Here is a 21,862-nt window from a genome sequence, read left to right on the forward strand (position 1 = left end):
ATATAAGGTGTATTTTAATTGTTAAGTAGTTCAGCTAAAGATGTACTACTTCGATCCGAAAGCTATTTTTTAAGCTCTCACGAGTTCTGGTGAGAGAATTTAAAAATAATAAATTTCATTACGGAGTGATGCATACATAATAGAGGAGATAATATGAAATCATCTAAAGAATATATAATAATAGATAGAATAGAAAACAATATTGCCGTTTGTGAGGTAAATGAAGAAATTTTTAAAATTAATGTCAATAATATTGAAGGAGTACCTAAAGAAGGCGATGTATTGGTAAAAAAAGATTCAATTTATTATATAGACAGAGATTTAACAGATAAAAGGAAATCAATTGTAGAAGATTTAATGAAAGGTATGTGGAATGATGGAGAAAAGTAGTAATAGAAATCCTATGGTCAAATTTTTATTAGATTGGGTAGTACCTATTGGTGCAGCTATATTGCTTGCCATGCTTATTAATAAATTTCTTTTATACAAAGTTTCAGTTCCAACAGAATCAATGTATCCAACTATAAAAAAAGGTGATCAAATGTTTGTGACCAAGATTTATAATCCTCAAAATATAAAAAGAGGAGATATATTGGTTTTTTATTCAAATGAGCTTAAAGACTTACTTATAAAAAGAGTAGTTGGGTTGCCTGGAGAAACTGTAGAGATAAAAGATAATGGAGATGTTTATATTGACGGCAAATATCTTCAAGAAGATTATGTAAAGAATCCAGATAGTAAAACAGGAAGTTTTAAGATTCCTGAAGGAAAGTATTTAATGCTCGGAGATAACAGAGCTAATTCTGCAGATGCAAGATATTGGAACAATCCATATATTGATGCTAAGGATATACAAGGAAAAGCAAGAGTTAGGGTTTTCCCATTTGACAGGATTGGGCTACTAAAGTAGTTTATCCAGAGAAAGATAATTTTAAAAATGTAAGTTCAATTATAAAGAGAGCAATTTATATAATATGACAAATGAAAAGAGGTGCAAATATGTTTAAGAATAATAAGAAATGGCAATATGCTATTATATATGGAATAATAGCTTTAGGGTTATTATTTGCTTTTAATTATACTAAAACTGAGATGATGACAGAGAATATTACATATGATGAATTTCAAAGTATGTTAAAAGATAAAAAGGTAGATACTGTAACTATTACAAGTCAAAAGCTAACTATAATACCAAATAAACAAAGCAGTGATTATGGTAAGATACTATATACAGTGAACCTAGGTGATAAAGATCTTGTTAAAAACTTACAAGATTCAGGTGCAAAATATCAAGGAAAGCTCCCAGATGCATTTCCGGTGGCAGATTTAATACTTTATTGGGTTGCACCTATAATATTCTTCTTTATAATAGGCAGATTAATGTTTGGTAAGATGGATAAGAAGATGGGTGGCGGAGTGATGTCTTTTGGCAAGAACACTGCTAAGCTTTATGCTGAAGATGAGACTGGTAAAACTTTTGCAGATGTAGCTGGTCAAGAAGAAGCAAAAGAATCACTGAAAGAAATTGTAGATTTTCTACATGACCCTAAAAAATATCAAGAGATAGGAGCTAAATTACCTAAAGGAGCTCTTTTAGTAGGACCTCCAGGAACAGGTAAGACTCTACTTGCTAAGGCAGTAGCTGGAGAAGCAAAGGTTCCGTTCTTCTCAATGTCTGGATCAGACTTTGTAGAGCTTTTTGTCGGTATGGGTGCTTCAAGGGTAAGAGATCTATTTAGACAGGCTGAAGAAAAAGCTCCATGTATAATATTCATAGATGAAATTGATGCTATCGGTAAGAGCAGAGATGGGGCTATCCAAGGTAATGATGAAAGAGAACAAACTCTAAATCAATTACTTGCTGAAATGGATGGATTCGATTCTTCTAAAGGGGTAGTAATTCTAGGCGCTACTAACAGGCCAGAAATACTTGATAAGGCTTTATTAAGACCTGGAAGATTTGATAGAAGAGTCATAGTTGATAGACCAGACTTAAAAGGTAGAATATCTATACTAAAAGTTCATGCAAAAGATGTTAAAATGAGTGATAATGTAGATATGGAAGCACTAGCAAAGAGTACTCCAGGCGCAGTAGGAGCAGATCTTGCAAACATAGTTAATGAAGCTGCACTTAATGCAGTTAAAAATAATAGAAAATTTGTACTTCAACAGGATTTAGAAGAAGCAGTGGAAGTAATAATAGCAGGTAAGGAAAAGAAGGATAGAATCCTTTCACCTAAAGAAAAAAGAATAGTTGCTTTCCATGAAGTAGGTCATGCACTTGTAGCGGCCTTACTGAAGAATACTGATCCAGTACACAAGATTACAATAGTCCCAAGAACCATGGGAGCATTAGGTTATACTATGCAACTTCCAGAAGAAGAAAAGTATTTGGTTTCTAAAGATGAGATGATTGATGAAATTACAGTTATGCTTGGTGGAAGGGCTGCAGAGGAGATTGAATTTAATATCATATCTACAGGAGCTTCAAACGATATTGAAAGAGCTACACAATCTGCTAGAAGCATGGTCACTATATATGGTATGACTGATAAGTTTGATATGATGGCATTAGAATCTGTAAGTAATAGATATCTAGATGGAAGACCAGTTCAAAATTGTTCTGCTGAAACTGCAGCTCAAATTGATGAAGAAACCTTACAGATAATAAAGAACAGTCATGAAAAGGCAAGAGAAATATTAAGAAATAATAGAGACTTATTAAATGATATTTCAAATGATCTTTTAGATAAAGAAACTTTATCAGGAGAAGAGTTTATGGTATTTGTATATGATAAATATCCAGAACTAAAAGTAGAAAGAGAAAAAAGAGAAGCAGAAAAGAAAGAGTTTGAAAAGCTAGAAAAAGAAAGAAAGAACAAGAAGAATGATGTTCCAGTATATTCAGATCTGGTTTTAGAATCTAGTATAAATGAAGTTACTTCAGAATTAATGATTGATGGTAATAGTGGTACTGTTCAATCTTAATATCTATATATTGTTAAGTTTATTTTAAGATAGAGAAAAAGTTTCCAAAGGGGAACTTTTTCTTCATTAATTTAAGGGAAAGGTGATTTGAATGGAAGATAATAACTCAAGCAGGGAGAAAGAATTACAATTACTATTTGAGGAAGAAAAGTTAAGTGAAACCTTAAAGATAGTAAATGATGAAATTTTAAATTACCTAGAAAAGCGCAAATACATATCAGAATACATAATAGATTACAGAAAGAATGTAATTGAAGAATACAGAGACGATGAAGATAAGGTTACGGAATACTTTGATCATGAAAGATATGTTAAAGAAGAAGCATTTAAAACCATAGACAGAAAACTAAAAGAGCTTACTATATTAAAGGAAAATCCGTACTTCGGAAAAGTAGGCTTTATCGAAGACGAAGATTTATTAGAAAGTTTGTATATTGGAAGATTTGGAGTTACACAGGAAGGTAGATATGAACCTATAATTGTAGACTGGAGAGCTCCAGTAGCAGCACTTTTTTATCATGGAAGTTTAGGGAAAGCTGCCTACAATTCACCTGCTGGGGACATAGAGACTGATATAAAGGAAAGAAGACAGTTTATTATAAAAAAGGGAAAACTTCAAGGAATGTTTGACTCTGAAGTAGATGTTAAAGACGATATATTACAGATGGTTTTAAGCTCTAACTCAAGCGAAAAGCTTAAAGATGTTATAATGACTATTCAAGGCGAACAAGATACAATTATAAGAAGACCTAGAGAAAAAACTGTGGTTGTAAATGGTGTTGCAGGTAGTGGAAAAACTACTATAGCTCTTCATAGGGTAGCATATCTTTTATATAATAACAGAAAGCAACTTGGGGATAAGGTTTTAATATTAGGACCTAATTCTATATTTATGGAATATATATCTACAGTACTTCCTAGCCTTGGAGAAGTTGGGGTTAAGCAAGATACTATAACTAGCTTTATTATAAAACAAATTTCCTTAAATGAAGAGATTATGGAATTTCCTAAGTACATGGAAAAGGTACTATCGGGAGATAAGGAATTTATTGAAGATATTAAACTTAAGAAATCCAAAGTGTTTATTGGCAAGTTAGATGAGCTTATACAGGATATAGAGCAAAGTTATTTTAAAATTAAGCCTGTTAATTACTTTGGAGAAGAGATAGTAGGCGTAGAAGAAATAAAAAATATGTTTGAAAAAGATTATTTATATATGCCTATATTTAGAAGAAGTCAAAAAATTAAAAGAGTTATCATATCTAAAATAAAAGATAAACGTGATGAAAGAATTTGGAAATTAAATAAAGAAACAGAAGAATATAAAAAGAGTCTAAAGCCAGATGATTTATTGATAGAAGAAAATAATATTGAATTCAATAGAAGAATAAAGATCAGAGAGATAGTAAGAGAACTTATGAACTCTAGAGCGGAACTAGAAGAATGGATAGATAATGAATCAATATTAAATATTTATAATAAATTTAATGGATACAAAAAGCTCACATCAGATGATTTAGCACCTATACTATATCTAATGATAAAACTTGATGGTAAGAAAGCTAAATCTGATATTAGACATATAGTTATTGATGAAGCGCAGGACTATAGTGAATTACAATTTAAAGCTATTAAGGAACTAACAGGCTGTAAAAGCATGACTATAGTTGGAGATACAAATCAAAGACTAGTAGATATTGAGCAAGAAGCAGCTATGCTAAGAATTGAAGACATTTATCCAGAAGATGATGTTGAGAATTATGGCCTAAATATAAGCTATAGATCTACTATGGAAATAATGAATTATGCTAACAAGTTCCTAAAGGAAGAAAAAGTCATTCCACTAGTAAGACAAGGAAAAGAAGTAAAATCAGTAGAAATAGCATCTGAAGAGGATTTAATAGATGAAATACTTATGTCTATAGAAGATTTTAAAGACGAGGGGCTAGAAAGTATCGCGATCATAACAAGAAACTCTGAGGATATGAATAAGATATACTCAAAGGTACGTGAATTTGCTCCTGTTATGAAGTTCCATAGTGAAGATGTAATTTATAATGGAGGAACTGTTATTATTCCATCATACTTTGCTAAGGGATTAGAATTTGACGGGGTTATCATAGTAGATTTTAACTATGAAAAAGATAAAGATGAAGACTTAATAAAGTATATAATGAGTACTAGAGCTTTGCATATGCTAAAAGATATAAACGTTAATTTATAATTATAAATAAAAACTTATAATTATATATATATATCATTAATATATTAGTGCATAAAATGTTTTGAATAAACATTTTATGCACTTTTTATTTTAAATATGCTTAATAAATAATAATTAGAATTGTAATGATAAAATATTGAGTAATCAAGAAATACCAACGGATTTATTTATTTTATTCTTTATTTAAACGATGTAATATTTGCATATTTATAAATGTTAAAAAAATATTAAAAAATACTTGCATAAAAATGAATATATAATGTATAATTATACTCAGTTCAAGGAATAATATTTATTTCTAAATGGTAAACTATATTATGTTTAATTATAGAAAGGGGTCTTAAAATGAAAAAAGGTATATTAAAAACAGTTTTAGCTACTGCCTTGGTTGGGATAATGGCATTTAGCGTGGTTGGATGTACAAAGAAAAATGATTCTACAGGAGCGACTACAACTACTAGCGTTGTAGACAAAATTAAAAAGTCAGGTAAGCTTGTATTAGCTACAAGTGCAGACTATCCTCCATATGAATTCCATAAATCAGTTGATGGTAAGGATACAATAGTAGGTTTTGATATCGAAATAGCAAAATCTATAGCTAAAAAGCTTGGTGTTCAGCTTGAAATTAGCGATATGAAGTTTGATGGATTAATAGCAGCTTTAAAAACAAATAAAGCTGATTTAGTAATTGCAGGTATGAATCCAACTGATGAAAGAAAACAAAGTGTGGATTTTTCAAACATATATTATACAGCTACTCAATATGTAGTAGTTAGAGCCGAAGATAAGGCTAAATATACATCCTTAGAATCTCTAGCAGGAAAGGCTATAGGAGTTCAAAAAGGTTCAGTGCAAGAAGGTTTAGGAAAAGATCAAATAAAGGATTCAAAGCTTCAATCAGTAGGAAAAATTCCTGATGTAATACTTAACTTAAAGAATAAGAAGGTTGATGCTGCTATCGTTGAAGGTCCAGTTGCAAAGCTTTATGTAGAAAAGAATAGTGACTTAGCAATAAGTGATGCTAAATTTGATCTAAATCCATCAGAACAAGGTTCAGCAATAGCTGTTGCTAAGGGTTCAGATGACTTATTAAAGCTAATAAACGAAACTTTAGATGAATTAAAGAAAGATAATAAGATAGATCAATTAGTAATAGATGCAAGTAATTCAGTAGAATAATTTTTTGAAACAAGATTTGATTTTAGTATTTTAAGCAATATGCAGTAATGGGGCTATAAATTTAAATTGGGGCTATGTAAAGATATCAATGAAGTATAGTAGGTAGGGGTGCCTGCTATATTTCATATTATTAGGAGGTAATTGGGTTGGGTTTTGCAGATATTTGGAATAAGTACCATGGCTTCTATATACAAGGAGCAGAGTTAACAATAGTTCTAGCATTTTTTACTGTAATTTTTGGTACAATAATAGGACTTTTTCTAAGTCTTATGAAATTATCAAAAAATAAAATTTTAAAGTTTATAGGATCAGCTTATATAGAAATTATAAGAGGTACACCTATATTAGTGCAATTGTACATCATATTCTATGGATTAGATTATATAGGAATACATCTTTCAGGAATTATGTCAGGTGTTATAACTCTATCTATAAACAGTGGTGCATATGTTGCAGAAATAATTAGAGCAGGAATAAATGCAGTTGATAAAGGACAAACAGAAGCATCTAGAAGTTTAGGACTTACTAAAGGTGCTACAATGAGATATATAATAATACCTCAAGCTTTAAAGAATATACTACCAGCTTTAGGTAATGAATTTGTTACAATAATAAAAGAATCATCAATAGTATCTGTTATAGGAATAGCAGAACTTATGTATAAGGCGGATACAGTAAGAGGAAATACCTTTGAACCTTTTACTCCACTTATAATTGCGGCAGGTATTTATTTTGTAATGACATTTACATTATCTAAATTAGTAGCAGCATTCGAAAGGAGGCTAGGGGCAAGTGATATACGTTAATAATTTGCACAAATATTTCGGTAAAAATGAAGTTTTAAAGGGAATAACTGACCATATCCAAAAAGGAGAAGTGGTGGTTGTTATAGGACCAAGTGGTTCAGGTAAAAGTACTTTTTTAAGATGCTTAAACCTACTTGAGGAACCAACAGATGGGGAAATAATATTTGAAGGAAATAATATAACTGGTAAGAACGTTAATATCAATAAGATAAGAGAAAAGATGGGGATGGTATTCCAACAGTTTAACTTATTCCCACACAAAACAGTTTTAGAAAACATAACTCTAGCACCTATTAAAGTAAAAGGACTTAGTAAAGCACAGGCTGACGAAGTAGCCTTTAAGCTTTTAGATAAGGTAGGTCTTAGAGATAAAGCTACTGCATATCCAGCATCATTATCCGGTGGACAAAAGCAAAGAATTGCAATAGCAAGAGCGCTTGCAATGGAACCAGATGTTATGTTGTTTGACGAACCTACTTCTGCTTTGGATCCAGAAATGGTAGGAGAAGTTCTTAGCGTTATGAAAAGTCTTGCTTCAGAAGGAATGACAATGGTAGTTGTAACTCATGAAATGGGCTTTGCAAAGGAAGTTGGAGATAGAATATTATTCATGGATGGTGGAGTTATAGTAGAACAAGGTACACCTGAAGAAATATTTGATAATCCTCAAAATGCAAGAACACAAGATTTCCTATCAAAAGTACTTTAAAAATTATGCTTTATAATTAAGTGTTTTCAAATTCTCTCTTGAAAGTTAAGGAGAGAATTTGAAACACATAAACATATAAAAGTTTCGCCGTGCTAAAGAAACTACTTATAAAAGATATTTAATTTGAGATTTCTAAGTTTTTGTATATAAGATGTTAAGTGAAATTTATTAATATAGATGTATATGAAGATATAAGACTTCAATCCCAAAACTATTTTCAAAACTTCTCTGGGTTCTGAGAGGCGACATTGAAAATATAAATTTTACTATGAAGTGGTACATCGATAAGAGTAGAAGTTTGAAATTGATTATCTTTAAAGAGTTTTATCTGAAAAGTTATTAAGTTAAGGATAGATTTTACATTTAGCTTAGAGTTAATTTGCCAACCCAAATATAGGTTTTTAGATTGATTATTAATTTATAAAACTTGTTTATTTATCTGATCAATTTATAAGCAAGAGTTATAAAATAATGTTGATTTAAATCCTATACTGTTTTTATATACAAACCCCAATTAGAACACTATTCACTGTTGTGAATAGTGTTCTTGTGTGTATATTGAAACTAGATTTAGATAAATAATATGTTTATGTTTATTAATGTTGTTGAAATCAATTCTTTGCGAATACTCATTAAATATGAATAACTATAAACCTAAAAGCGCAAATTTAATTGTAGAGTTGTCCAACTAAAGAGCATCGGATGGATAACGGATTAATTTCGACGCAATGCTTTACAGAAATTCAAATATTAATAAATTGAAACAATTTCATATTTTTATAGTATATAATATTTAAATAATATATAATAATTCATGGTAACGAGATAAAGATGTAGCACTTTAATCTGAAGATATAATTTTAATTACGAAGTGGTTCATCTATAAGAATAAATTCAGTAGTTGTTTAATGAAAATGACATACATATGAGGTGATTTGATGGGCGAGAAAAGTTTTTTAATGAAGGCTAAAAGACTTAAAAAAGAAATGATAATTCCAGTAATCTTCGGAGTTATACTTATGTTGAAATCCATGGTTTTCTTAGCAATGCTTAGAACTCCAAATTCTTCTTCTTTGGATTTTCACAGGATGTATTTTACTCCACCACCAATATGGGCTCACATAGCTTGTATAGTATTGGTGATTAGTATAAGCTTTTTATTTAGAGCTAAAGGTAGGCTTAGATACCTTATAATACTTGATTTATTAGTTAGTATATTGTTACTAGCAGATATTTGGTACTATAGAGCCAATGGAACCTTTTTATCTATTAGGCATATTTTATACCCTACATTATTTAATCCTGTAAAAAAGAATCTATTCTTGCCTGCGGCAGTTGATATATTATATTTTATTGATTTTGTATTTATTGCGGCTTTAGTAGTTAAGTTCAAGAATAAGATAAAATCTGAGGAAAGATATATATTTGCATTTGCAGCTACTTTTGCATTTTCAATAGTAACATTAGTTTCATCCTATTACTATATAGATGTTATGGATGGTACAAAAGGCGAAAAGATGCTTTTCAAGATTGCATGGGCACCGTTTCAAACAATGTCAGATATGAGCCCGCTAGGTTATCATGGATATGATATTTATAAAACAATTTATGAAAAAAACGCCGTTAAGCTTTCTAGTGATGAAACTGAGAAAATAACTCAATGGTTTGAAGATAATAAAGAAAACTTACCTGACAATGAGTACAAAGGAAAGTTTAATGGTAAGAACTTAATATTTGTACAGGTGGAATCCTTAGAAAACTTTGTTATTGGACAAAAAGTCTACGGTCAGGAAATAACACCAAATTTAAATAGACTTATAAATAATAGTTTGTACTTTAATAATATTCATGAACAAAATAATAACGGTACTAGTTCAGATGCAGACCTTATGGTAAATACCTCAATATTACCTATAAGGCAGGGAGCAACCTTCTTTAATAATCCATATACTCCATTTACTACTCTACCTAACTTAGTGAAAGAAAAGGGGTATAGCACTGTTTCTACTCATCCAGAAGTAGCTGGAAACTGGAACTGGACTGAAGTACATAGAGGTTCATTAGGTTTTGATAATATATGGGATATAAGTAAGTTTAATGTGGATGAAGTTATAGGACTTGGATTATCAGATAGATCATATTTAACTCAAGTTGCTGATAAGTTAAAGAGTATGCCAAAACCATTTTATTCGTTCATGGTTACCCTTACAAGTCATGGACCTTTTGATATGCCAGATCAGTATAAAATGTTAAGTTTACCACAAGAATTTGACAAAACTATACTAGGAGCATATTTCCAAAGCGTAAGATATACCGATGAACAAATAGGAAATTTCATCAATAAACTAGATAAAGAAGGAATCTTAAAGGATTCTATAGTAGTTATATATGGAGATCATACAGGTGTTCACAAGTTTTACCCTGCACAACTTAAACAAGTTAAGCTAGAGGGAGACTGGTGGCAAAAAGATGATAAGGGAATACCATTCATAGTATATAGTAAAGATTCAAAAGGTGAGACTATTTCAAAGGCAGGCGGTCAGATAGATTTCTTACCAACTATATCATATCTAATAGGTATAGATAGAAACAAGTTTGACAGCAGTACTATGGGAAGAGTATTAGTAAACACTAACAGAGACGCAACCATATTAAACTATGGTCAGATTATTGGAACACCTAAAGATGAAAAAGAAAAACAGCATCTAGAGGATTCCCTTCAGATTAGTGATATGTTCATAAGAGGTAAATATTTAAATAATAAATAGTTTTAAAAAGTGCTTTAGGAATATAAATCTTTCCCAAAGCACTTTTTTCTGTGTAGGAAATTATTAAATCCTAATGTTAGCTAGCATAGTAATTTCAATATATTTGAACAGTTCTTTAGGTTGTTAGAATGGCACAAAATATTTCACAAGCAGGAAGATATATATAATGAATCAATGAAGCATACTTAGTTCAAACTCATTTTTCTATAAGTGTAATTATAAGCTTGATAAATGACAATGCGATTGAAAGTACCAGTGAATTTAACGCATTTATTAATTCAATTACTAAGCTAAAAACTTGTGATGAGCAATTTTAGAATGAATACGATGGTTTAAATAATAAATATGCTGCATAGCTTGCTTGCAATATGTGGTAATTGGCATATATTACGTATGACTTAGCACTATTGGATATAAAATTAGATGGTGCTGAGGATATCTCAAGGGAGTCACAAGTGTTATTTGATTTGTAAGTTACAAAGAAAATTAAAAACTTAAAACTTAAAACTACTCTGGAACATGGAATATACATTAACGGAGATAACTTAAAAATTGATCTTACGAAAGTACTGTTTTATGGTATGGTGATATCGACTTGCAAAATGGATTTTGTGTATATTGGTATGTTTAACTTACTTGAAGTAATGGGAACTAATACAAATATAACTCAATTTTATCCCAAGTATGATCTATCATTGAAGATAAAGACAGATAATAACACCACGTTTAATGTTGGTGATTAAGCTATAGTTGTAGGCAATGGGGGTAATCCAATAGACGCTAGTATATTTTATCCTTAATGTGTGACTATAGCTAGAGTTTAAAAAAGAGATACCCATTATTTATACTTAGATTTTTATTCACCTTTTGACTTTTGTAGTAAAAAGGATGCGCATTACTGTGGGATGATTGGAATAGTGAAGTGGACAATCCTATTTTAACAAGTACAAAACTTACTAAAAATAATACCAAGAAAGAATGTTATATTTAAAAATATGGTTATAAACTATAAGGTTATAGTAAGTGGAAGTGTTAATGACGGATATAATACAAAATTTCCATTATTAATTAATTTTCACATACCATTAATCATAAAAATATTTCATTATTTGGTACAGATATTATTGGAGCAGGAGAAGGTTATTTTAGAAGATTTAATAATTGAAATCAATGCCATATAGAAAATACTAAATCAAATGGTGAGCTTTATAATGTTGATTGGAATTCTGGCAGAGTTCATTTGAAAAAAATTAGCTATTGTAATAATTTGGAATATTAATTTGCCTTGTATGGTATGTGTGAACACAATATTGAATTTGAAAATTGTACTGCTTCTATATATTTAGAAGGAAATGGGACTGATAAATTCTAAATATAATTAGTGACATAACTTATAAAAATTGCAATGCAACATTAAGTCCAGCCTCTAACGCATATGTTAAAAATTTAAAGCTTGTTGCATCTACAATAAACATTTGCGTGATAAATGCTTTAAATATTAGTATTAAAAAAAGTATTATAACATATGATATGAGACCACAAAAAAGAGTGACAATAAAAAACACTAGATTTACTTTGTGCAATGACAGTCAACTAATATTAAATGTTATACATAACAGATTAGTTTTTAATGTTTACGACTTAGATAAAATCTCAATTTTATCTTCTGAGGTTATAGCAACAATAATAAGTGTTGTTATTGCTGTTAATTTTCACAATCTTCCGAAAATAATGTTTGATAAAAATGAAATTAATTATATAAGCTTATGTATTTTAATATATCGAGTGAGAGATTCGTTTTAAATTTTATTAATAATTCTGTAAAAAAGATAAAAATAGATAGCACATATGTAAAGCTGTTATTTCAATTAATATTTAAAAATACAATAGGATATTCCAATATTAATGAAATTAAATTTCACAATACTAATACAAATACAGAATATTATCTGAGAATAAACCAAAGTGAGATTTCTCAAACAAATAAGGTTAGTGACTAGACAGATTCAAGTGTTTTTATAAATGATAATGGAAATACGTTATATGATGAGATTGGAACAGTTCAATTTTATTCAGTACAAGGAACTGGATTTGTATAGAAAAACAACTTTACGAATAATATAATTAAAAATTTAGCAATTGGAGATGATTGTGATGCTACACCAAATATTAAATATAAGGATATGAGCAAATGGATAAATACAAAAACACTATCTATTAATCAAATTTGTGATATAATATATTTGCTAGAAAAAGGATATTTAGTTATATAATGGAGGGTATATAATGCTTTTAAAAAACACTGACACTACCGATAAATATTTCATATCTGCATTTTACGTAATAATTATATTTACATTTATATTATTTGATTACTTGCGGAGCTATATTTTCAAAACAGAATATATATATATTAATTTTGTTGCTATATTTTTTACTTTATTATTACTTATGAATAGATTATATAAAAAACAATATAATGAAAAGATATTGTATGCTTTTATTATGTGTGCCTTCTTCGCTATAATTTCAGCATATTCAGCAACTTATAGTAAAGGGAATTATATGTTAATAATGGGTTGTTATATTATGCCTTTGCTGTTAATAGGAATGAATTGCAATGATTTAACTATTGAAAGTATTTATTTAAGATTTTTAAAGCTTTTAAACTTTATAGTATATGTTATATTGTTACTAGGAATAATAGATTATATAAGCAAAGGTAACGTACAACAATTTTTAATTAATAAACAATACTTTACAGGAAGAATGATTGAATTGGTTTATTATAATTTGGAGGGTGGAGTTTATAGATATTATTCATTTTGGGGACATCCTTTAAGAAATGCCGAAATTTTTTTGATATATTTTGTGATTAACAATATTTTTAATAAATATTATTATGTAAAAGAAAATCCTATAAAGATTTCAATAATTACATTAATAGGTGTTACTATCGCAAACAGTAAAATTGGGTTTTTGTTAGCTTTGATTTTAATTATATTTCTGAATTCAAATTCTAATAATAGAGATAAAACAAAACATATATATGGGGGAATTATTCTTCTAATTATAGTGCTATTTATGAACTCTGGTATTTTTAATAGTACAATAGTGCAGAGAATAGCAGGAGATTCAGATCTTAGTAGTGGTAGAAATCAAATTGTCAGCGCTATAATTGATGGATATGTAGATAGACCTCAACTTTTAGGTGGAGGATTAGATTATTCTTATTATATTCGAAATTTAACAGGGTATGGTGCAACAAGTTTTGAATATCCACCTATAATGTTTGCATATGATTTAGGGGTTGTAACAACGGTATTGATGTATATATTAATTGCAATATATCCAATGATAACATTCTTTAAGCATAAAAATTATTATATTTTGTTTTCATTTATAATAATATTGCTAGATGTAACATCTTATAATGGCTTAACTAACAGAGGAGATTTTATGTTTCAATATTGTCTGATAATATTTTTATTGCTAAATATAGATAGAGCAGTATTTACGAATGTAAGATACCAATCTATCCATATTAGCGAAAATATGGATACTAATGTGCTTTGATGGATAGCATTAAGACAAAGTATAGCATGTGATGTATAGTTACCCAGAGAGAGTGGACATCATATGGCAGTATTAAGGCAAGATATAACTTTACATCGAGAAGTTTTAGAGAAATTTTGCGAAATAGCAGGTAAAAAAGAAATTAAAGTTTCTACTGGATTAATTTAAATATGAAGAGTTTATTGAGGAAAAAGAAGCTCTGGAAGAAATAATAAAGAATAAAAATTAAGGCATTCGAGAGAATGTCTTTTAATTTTAATAGAAATGTAGGGATTGAAAGGGGAAAATGTATTAAACTTAAATAATGATAAATTGCAATAACAAATTGAACTAATTTCTATTTATGACTTAAACACTTGTATTTACTTAGATTGCATAAATTTCATCTAGGTGGGCCTCAAATAAATCTTCAGGAGTTTGGTAGTTAAGTATTCTCCTAGGAAGAGTATGCATCCATTCTTCTATGAAAGCAATATCATTACAAGTATAGGTTGAAATACGGTTACCCTTCGGGATAAAACGACGTATCAGAACATTATGACGCTCAGTAGTACGTTTTTCAAAAGATGAGAATGGATGAGTAAAGTACACCTTTGTGTCAGTTTCATTTTCAAGTGTGGATAAATTAGCAAACTCTGAACCATTATCTCAAGTTATAGTTTTGAAAACCTGACTAAACTGCTCGCCAAATGAGCTGCGTACACTATTAAGAGCATCAGTAACAGCTTCATTGGTAAGTCCGTGTTCTTTACGGCTAATAAACCAAGGTCTATATAGTTATACAATGTTTTTGTGCAGACCATTTGAGAACGCTCGAATATACCGTTAGCGATAGGTTCGCCATCACAAGCATCTGGTGACCATGAATCATTTTTTATTTTATCTACAGTATAGTTGATAAAATTACAGCATTTTAAGCGCTTAAAAATACTGCAACAGTTTATGTGGTTCTTTTTATAAACGGCTTCGCCAGTATCGCCAAGGTATACTTCAACGTAATTTCCTCGCTTAATTTGAATGGTAGTTCCACGATGAATTCCATTTAGAATAGTGTTTGATTGGTCCGCCTAGTTCCTTTGCTATCCTATAAGCTGAGTGGCCATCTTTTAGGCGAAGCTGGAAAATCATACACTCTTTAAAATTCAAATATTTATTTTTACGTGATTCTGTATTAGTATTTTGATAGTCCATAGTAATTATCCTCAGTGTATGTTTTGGTTTGGTGATTAAATCATAACACAGAATAATCCACTATGGATTTTTTTATTAGTTCAATTTCATTTTACAACAGGTCAAACTTAAATAATTTAGAAAAATGTTTTTTGTATCAAGTCAACAGGATAAAAAGTATATTGGCGTAGAAATACTAATGCAAGGATTTGAAAAGCCATAAATTATAATAAGCGAAAATACTAATTTCGATGGCAAGCTTGTTTATTATAAGAGATCTTATAACGATGATATAATACTTAAAACTTTCAATGGAATAAAGATTATATGATTCACATATGGAGATTATTTTGCAGATATTGAGAAAGATTTGATTCGCATGTGAAAGTATTAGTATAGATTAGTGTAAACTTAGTGATACCAATAGTTACAATTACATAAGAAGAGGTGAAGAAAAATATTACAATGTAAATAAATCTTTTGTTAGGATTTACAACTGCTTTTATTATATTAATAATGAGGGAGGAGATAATTGTGCGAATTTTTCAGATTCTGTTAAATGAAATAAAGGATAAATACATTGTTTAGAGGGTAATGAAAAAACTTGATGAAGTTGCTGAATATTATTTATTAAAAAAGCAATTTATACGTTATTTAAATCAAATTGAAATTTGCATGAACTTAAAGAATATAAAATATACCATATAGAGTGGGCTGATATACTACTCTAAAGTAGACAAATTGAAAAATAAAAATGTTTTATTAGAATGGGAGTGTTTTTGTGTCTGGAAGAACTAAATATATGGAAGAAGAAAGGTTTGAAATTAAAATTACATACAGCTGCATTTATTTATTCATATAAAGGTTGGTAGTATACAAGTCTTATATTTTACAATAAACTTAAGAAATATAAATTAAATAAATAGATGTTTACATGAGATAATTGCTTGGACAGCAATCCTTAGGAATCGCTCTTTAGGCATTTTAAAGATGAAGTCAATATAAGTGTATGCAAAACTATAAATGAACTAAAAAATGAGGTAGATAACTATATGATTTATTATAATAATTATACATATCAATGTAATAAAAAAAGATAACTCTTGCTCAATACAGGAATCATCTTCTTAATTTAGAGTATCTTTTTTATAATATCATTGCAAATGGTATATTTTAAAGATGGCTTCAGTGAGTTATATAATTTTAGCCATTCAATTGAAGAAAATCATATTAATTCTTTGCTAAGCTCATTGAAGTATCGGAGAGGTGATACCTTAATTTCAAATTGTTATTATATAGTTAGTCAAAGTCCTTATATATTGTTATAACGCAGTTGTATTGAGGACGAGCTTCTTTAATAGAAGTTATAATTTACTCTTTAAGTTGAACCTCAGACATTATTTTTGTAAGCTTCAATGAACTTACCACGATATCAAATATTAGATTCTTCTTCTCCCCTTCTAAAACTATCCTAAAATCATGCAGTGACTTAATTAAACGGTTGTATTTAATTATTTTTTAATTTCTTCTTTAGCAGATTTTATCCCCTCATCTTCAACAGATATAGGATTCATATGGATAACTAGATAGATATTAAGCTTTTGTGAAAGTTCTCTTTCAGTAGTATCTATTATGTTATGTATTTTCATTATGTTTATATCTGCTGGAATTTCCGCATGTATTGATGCCATACATCTTCCAGGCCCATAGTTATGAATTATTAAATCATGAACACCTGCTACAAAGTCGTATGAAAGAAATCCTTAATTTATAGAGCTTACTAGGCTTTCATCTGGAGATGAGCCTATAAGAGGATTCATAGTTTCTCTTACAAGGGAAAAGCCAGAATATAGTATAAATAGCGCAACAACAATACCTATATATCAATCCAAAGGAAAGGTTGTGAATCTTGCAATAAAGAAAGATACAACAACTACACTGGTTGTAAACATGTCTACTAAAGCATCTAATGAAGAAGCCTTTAGAGCAGAAGAGTCGATTTTATCTCCAATGAACTTATTAAATCTGATAAGCCATATTTTAAATATAATTGATATTAAAAGAAGTACAAAAGGAACCCATTCAAAAATAACTGGCTCTGGATTGATTATTCTTTGAAAAGAAGACTTTACAAATTGAAATCAAACAAGCATCACCATAAAGGCAACTATCAATGCTGAAATATATTCTAATCTCCCATGTCCATAAGGATGTTCTTTATCTGGAGGCATATTAGAAAGCTTAAATCATACTATTGTAATTATAGAAGATGCAGCATCAGATAGATTGTTAAAGGCGTCTGCCATAATGGAAATACTTCCTGTAAATAGGTCAACAGTGACTTTTATTAAAAATAAATTCGCTATAATCCCAATAACACCTGCAAAGTAGCCAAGTCTAGTTCTGACTGTATCACTTTTATAATCAGGACTGTTTTTAGAAACCTTTTTTATTAAATAATTAGATAACATATAAATTAAAACCTCCTTCCAAAAGTTATTTAGACGTATAACTTTCTATTTAAATTAGTATTTTCAAAATCTCCCTATTAATATTTTCAAATTTGCATTACAGAATACTGGGTAATTTTTGAAAACAACTAGTAAGTATTAAATTTGCTTATTGTACATACTTTTCTATGGATTTTCAACAGAAAACAGATATATTTATAATTAAATAGAATTTTATATTTAAAATAACACATAAAAAATAAGTTAAAATTAAGCAGAATTTGCTATAAGATGCTATAATATAGATATATTAAGTGGTTTAATGAAAGTTATTTGATAAGTTTCGATTAATTTTGAGGGGTAAATCATATGAAGAAAAAGTTACTAACCGCGCTTATAATATCATCAACTATTACTTCAATGGTTGTTACAGAAGAAGCTGTACAAGCTTTTGGCGAAGAACAAAGTAAAGATACTGCTACCAATTCAGAACAGCAAAATGCTGCTGCAAATTCTGATACGCCAGTGTTAAACGGAATAAAGGTAAATAAGCAGCTAATAGATATAAATTATACGAAAGGTATAAATATAGTACCTAAATACATAGTTATTCATGATACAGATAATAGACAGCTTGGTGCTAATGCAATGAATAACAGAAACTATTTTGCTAACCATCCAGAAGCAGAGGCGTCTGCACACTATACTGTAGATCAAAGCAACATAATCCAGTGTCTTGAGAACACTTGGAGAGGGTGGCATTGTGGAGATAGATATAACCCTATAATAAATAATTCCAATACTATAGCTATAGAGTTATGTGTAAATCCAGATAATAATTTTGATAAAACGTTGCAGAATGGAATAGCACTTACGAAGTATCTTATGCAAAAATATAATATACCAGCTGAAAATGTTGTAAGACATTACGATGTTTCAGGTAAGATATGTCCTAAAATGATGATTAAGGACAGACCAGAACTTTGGACATATTTCAAATCAGTTATTGCAGGACAACAGACAAGTAATGGTAGTGTTCCAGCTACTGCAGAACCTAAAGCTAAAGGAAGCTTAGTTAATGTTTCTAATTCATTAAATGTAAGAGAAAAAGCTAGTGGAACTTCCACAGTAATAGGAAGTATTTTAACTGGTCAAACAGTGAATCTATATGAAGAAGAGAATGGTTGGTATAAGATAGATTTCACTAAAGATGGGCTAAAGCAATATGGATATGTAAGTAAAAATTATATAGTGATTACTCAAGGATCGCTAACTACTACTAATGATAATACTCAATCAGGAAGTGGAAGTACTGGTTCGACTGGATCTTCTAATGGCGGACAAACATCTGGAGGTAGTCAGCAAGGCACAGCTGATAAAAAGGGGAAGGTTACTAATATTTCAACTAATCTAAATGTTAGATCAGCGGCTTCTTCGTCAGCAACTGTTCTAGCTTATCTAAAGAATAATACTGAAGTTAAGATAAACTATGAACAAAATGGGTGGTATAACGTAACCTTTGATAGTAATAAAACCGGATTTGTGAATAAGCAATATATTTCTATAATAGACACTCCATCCACTACAATACCTAGTAATGGAACATCAACGCCATCTACACCAACAACATCAACTGGAGGAACGTCAACCACACCGACAGTACCAACTAGTGGGCAAACTGATAATACAACTACTGTTCAAAAGGGAAAGGTTGTCAATATATCAACTTCCTTAACTATGAGAAAAGGTGCAGGTGCTAATTATTCGGCTATTGCTTATTTACGTAATGGTACAGAGGTTCAGGTAAAATCTCAACAAGGAGATTGGTACCAAGTCGTAAGTGGAGATAAAGAAGGATATGTATCAAAAAATTACATACAAATAACGAGCACTCAAAGTAGTTCCAGTGCAGGAACGAATTCTGGACAAACTACTACAAACCCTAAATCAGCTACCATAATTAATGTTTCTACAAATCTTAATGTAAGACAGGGAGCTGGGACCAATACACTTGTTATAGGCTATTTACTTAATAATGCTAGTGTTAAGGTTATATCTCAGGTTAATGGATGGTGTCAAATAGAATTCACAACCAATACAGGAACTAAGCAAGGATACGTTAAAGCAGATTATATAAAGATATAAAATAATAAATCATTGTTAAAGCGTTGTGTTTAAATTAAGGGTCATGCATCCAATGCTTTAATGAGCTTACGCAAAGAATTAATATGATTTTCTCATATTCCATGGCTAATTTAAACAATATTATTAAACATAGATATTACTAGAAAATCCGTTATTTTAATATAGCGGATTTTTCTATTTTAGCAGGGTTTGCTAAAGTATATTCAATAATTTGATAATATAGGAAATATTAAATATAATATATTAAGATGATGATTATAATAGGATACTATTTAATTAATAATAATTAAGAATAGATATTAAATATTTTTAGTATAAAAACTTTAGCTAAATTATTAAGATGTTAAATTATAAAATTATAGAGGTGAATTATGGAAATACAGTTAGCAAAGGAACTTATAGATTTTTTATATGAAAGCCCAACAGCTTTTCATGCAGTTGAAAATGTAAAAAAGGAATTGACTAAAAACGGTTTTAAGGAACTTAAGGAAGAAGAAAGCTGGAAGCTAAAAAAGGAAGGGAAATATTTTGTTACTAAAAATGATTCTGCACTTATAGCATTCAAAGTTGGAACTGGAAGAATAGAAGAGAACGGATTTAAGATAATAGGTGCACATACAGATTCTCCAACCTTTAGAGTGAAGCCAAATCCAGAGATTACAGCAGAAAACAAATATATAAAGTTAAATACTGAAGTATATGGTGGGCCTATACTAAACACTTGGTTTGATAGACCGCTTTCGTTAGCTGGCAGAGTAACTATAAGAGGAAAAAATCCTCTGTTTCCAGAAACTAGGCTTGTAAATATTAATAGACCAATACTTGTTATACCAAACTTAGCTATTCATATGAATAGAGAGGTTAATGATGGGGTTAAACTAAATAGACAAAAGGACACACTTCCTTTACTATCGATGATAAATGAAAAGCTTGAAAGTGGTAAGTATTTGATTAACACTATAGCAGAAGAATTAAAGGTAGATACTGAAGATATATTGGATTTTGATCTGTTTTTATATGAGTTTGAAAAAGGTTGTATAATGGGATTAAATAATGAATTTATATCTTCATCAAGACTTGATGATTTAGCCATGGTTCATGCCGGGATAAATGCAATGATAAATACTCAAGCATCTGCAGCTACAAATGTTATGGCTTGTTTTGATAATGAAGAAGTAGGAAGTGAAACTAAACAAGGGGCAGACTCGGAGCTTTTAGCTCATATACTAGAAAGAATAGTGCTATGTCTAGGAGGAGATAGAGAACACTATTTTAGAGCACTTGCAAAATCCTTCTTAATATCTGCAGACTTAGCTCATGCAGTTCATCCTAACAACGGAGAAAAGCATGATCCAGTACTTAGACCAGTTGTAAATGGAGGACCTGTTATAAAGATAGCAGCTTCTCAAAGCTATACCTCTGATTCGAACTCTTCAGTAGTTTATGAAGAAATATGCAAAAAAGCCGGAGTGCCTGTCCAAAGATTTGTTAATAGATCGGACCTAAGAGGTGGATCAACAATAGGGCCAATATCCTCAACTCATCTTCATATAAGATCTGTTGATATGGGAACTCCAATTCTTTCTATGCATTCTGTAAGAGAACTAGGAGGAGTAAAGGATCATTATTATTGTATAAAGTCTTTTGAAACTTTTTATAGTATATAGTTTTGATGTGCCTTTAAAATTGTTCGTCAAAACTAGTGAAAGTTTAAATACTGATTTTGGACTAAAGTAAAGGGTTCCTATGGCGAAACTTAATTTATACTTGTTCGAAAATCTCGGCTTCTGGAGATTTTCGGGCATATGTAAATTAATAGTTGAGCTAGTAACCCTATATACGTTTTT

The 21,862-nt window shown here is 29.8% G+C and carries 12 protein-coding genes and 3 pseudogenes; 13 read left to right on the plus strand and 2 right to left on the minus strand.

Annotated features, from left to right (window positions below; all coding sequences use genetic code 11):
- The first annotated feature begins 153 nt into the window (after positions 1-153).
- The 10 genes from bsdtw1_RS00920 to bsdtw1_RS00965 all read left to right on the plus strand — a co-directional run bounded on the left by bsdtw1_RS00920 (position 154) and on the right by bsdtw1_RS00965 (position 14,250).
- The gene (locus bsdtw1_RS00920) at positions 154-390 is read left to right on the plus strand and encodes a DUF3006 domain-containing protein (protein ID WP_183275726.1); all 237 of its coding nucleotides are present in this window, start codon (positions 154-156) and stop codon (positions 388-390) included.
- Positions 377-910, plus strand: a complete 534-nt coding sequence (gene lepB, locus bsdtw1_RS00925) for a signal peptidase I (RefSeq protein WP_244638085.1) — start codon at positions 377-379, stop codon at positions 908-910. Before bsdtw1_RS00920 ends, lepB begins: the two co-directional genes overlap by 14 nt.
- Before the next feature lie 89 nt (positions 911-999).
- Positions 1,000-2,988: an ATP-dependent zinc metalloprotease FtsH gene (gene ftsH / locus bsdtw1_RS00930; protein ID WP_183275727.1), complete on the plus strand. Its 1,989-nt coding sequence runs from the start codon at positions 1,000-1,002 to the stop codon at positions 2,986-2,988.
- Positions 2,989-3,079: 91 nt separating this feature from the next.
- Positions 3,080-5,212 (plus strand): HelD family protein, encoded by a 2,133-nt coding sequence (locus bsdtw1_RS00935; RefSeq protein WP_183275728.1) that lies wholly within the window; start codon positions 3,080-3,082, stop codon positions 5,210-5,212.
- 345 nt (positions 5,213-5,557) lie between these two features.
- Positions 5,558-6,391, plus strand: a complete 834-nt coding sequence (locus bsdtw1_RS00940) for an ABC transporter substrate-binding protein (protein WP_183275729.1) — start codon at positions 5,558-5,560, stop codon at positions 6,389-6,391.
- Positions 6,392-6,537: 146 nt separating this feature from the next.
- Positions 6,538-7,197, plus strand: a complete 660-nt coding sequence (locus tag bsdtw1_RS00945) for an amino acid ABC transporter permease (RefSeq protein WP_183275730.1) — start codon at positions 6,538-6,540, stop codon at positions 7,195-7,197.
- Positions 7,184-7,906: an amino acid ABC transporter ATP-binding protein gene (locus bsdtw1_RS00950; RefSeq protein ID WP_183275731.1), complete on the plus strand. Its 723-nt coding sequence runs from the start codon at positions 7,184-7,186 to the stop codon at positions 7,904-7,906. The genes bsdtw1_RS00945 and bsdtw1_RS00950 overlap by 14 nt, the downstream gene beginning before the upstream one ends.
- A gap of 938 nt (positions 7,907-8,844) precedes the next feature.
- Positions 8,845-10,674 carry an LTA synthase family protein gene (locus bsdtw1_RS00955; RefSeq protein WP_371874631.1) on the plus strand — a complete coding sequence of 610 codons (1,830 nt, stop codon included), beginning with the start codon at positions 8,845-8,847 and terminating at the stop codon, positions 10,672-10,674.
- A 602-nt stretch (positions 10,675-11,276) separates the two neighbouring features.
- Positions 11,277-11,417 (plus strand): hypothetical protein, encoded by a 141-nt coding sequence (locus bsdtw1_RS00960; RefSeq protein WP_183275732.1) that lies wholly within the window; start codon positions 11,277-11,279, stop codon positions 11,415-11,417.
- A gap of 1,543 nt (positions 11,418-12,960) precedes the next feature.
- The gene (locus bsdtw1_RS00965) at positions 12,961-14,250 is read left to right on the plus strand and encodes a hypothetical protein (RefSeq protein ID WP_183275733.1); all 1,290 of its coding nucleotides are present in this window, start codon (positions 12,961-12,963) and stop codon (positions 14,248-14,250) included.
- A 366-nt stretch (positions 14,251-14,616) separates the two neighbouring features.
- Here bsdtw1_RS00965 and bsdtw1_RS00970 read toward each other — a convergent pair.
- A pseudogene (locus tag bsdtw1_RS00970) lies at positions 14,617-15,441 on the minus strand (IS30 family transposase).
- Positions 15,442-16,397: 956 nt separating this feature from the next.
- On the opposite strand from bsdtw1_RS00970, the pseudogene bsdtw1_RS23695 reads away from it, so the two are divergent.
- Positions 16,398-16,520 (plus strand): annotated as a pseudogene (locus bsdtw1_RS23695) (hypothetical protein); the annotation flags it as partial.
- Positions 16,521-16,719: 199 nt separating this feature from the next.
- Here bsdtw1_RS23695 and bsdtw1_RS00980 read toward each other — a convergent pair.
- Positions 16,720-17,891: pseudogene (locus bsdtw1_RS00980) on the minus strand (cation diffusion facilitator family transporter).
- Between the two features lie 348 nt (positions 17,892-18,239).
- Here bsdtw1_RS00980 and bsdtw1_RS00985 point away from each other — a divergent pair.
- Together bsdtw1_RS00985 and bsdtw1_RS00990 are read left to right on the plus strand one after the other, a co-directional pair.
- Positions 18,240-20,015, plus strand: coding sequence for an N-acetylmuramoyl-L-alanine amidase (locus bsdtw1_RS00985; protein ID WP_183275734.1), 1,776 nt, complete (start codon positions 18,240-18,242; stop codon positions 20,013-20,015).
- A 371-nt stretch (positions 20,016-20,386) separates the two neighbouring features.
- Positions 20,387-21,682, plus strand: a complete 1,296-nt coding sequence (locus tag bsdtw1_RS00990) for a M18 family aminopeptidase (RefSeq protein WP_183275735.1) — start codon at positions 20,387-20,389, stop codon at positions 21,680-21,682.
- Positions 21,683-21,862 lie beyond the last annotated feature (180 nt).

This window comes from Clostridium fungisolvens (assembly GCF_014193895.1).
Taxonomy (GTDB): domain Bacteria; phylum Bacillota; class Clostridia; order Clostridiales; family Clostridiaceae; genus Clostridium_AR; species Clostridium_AR fungisolvens.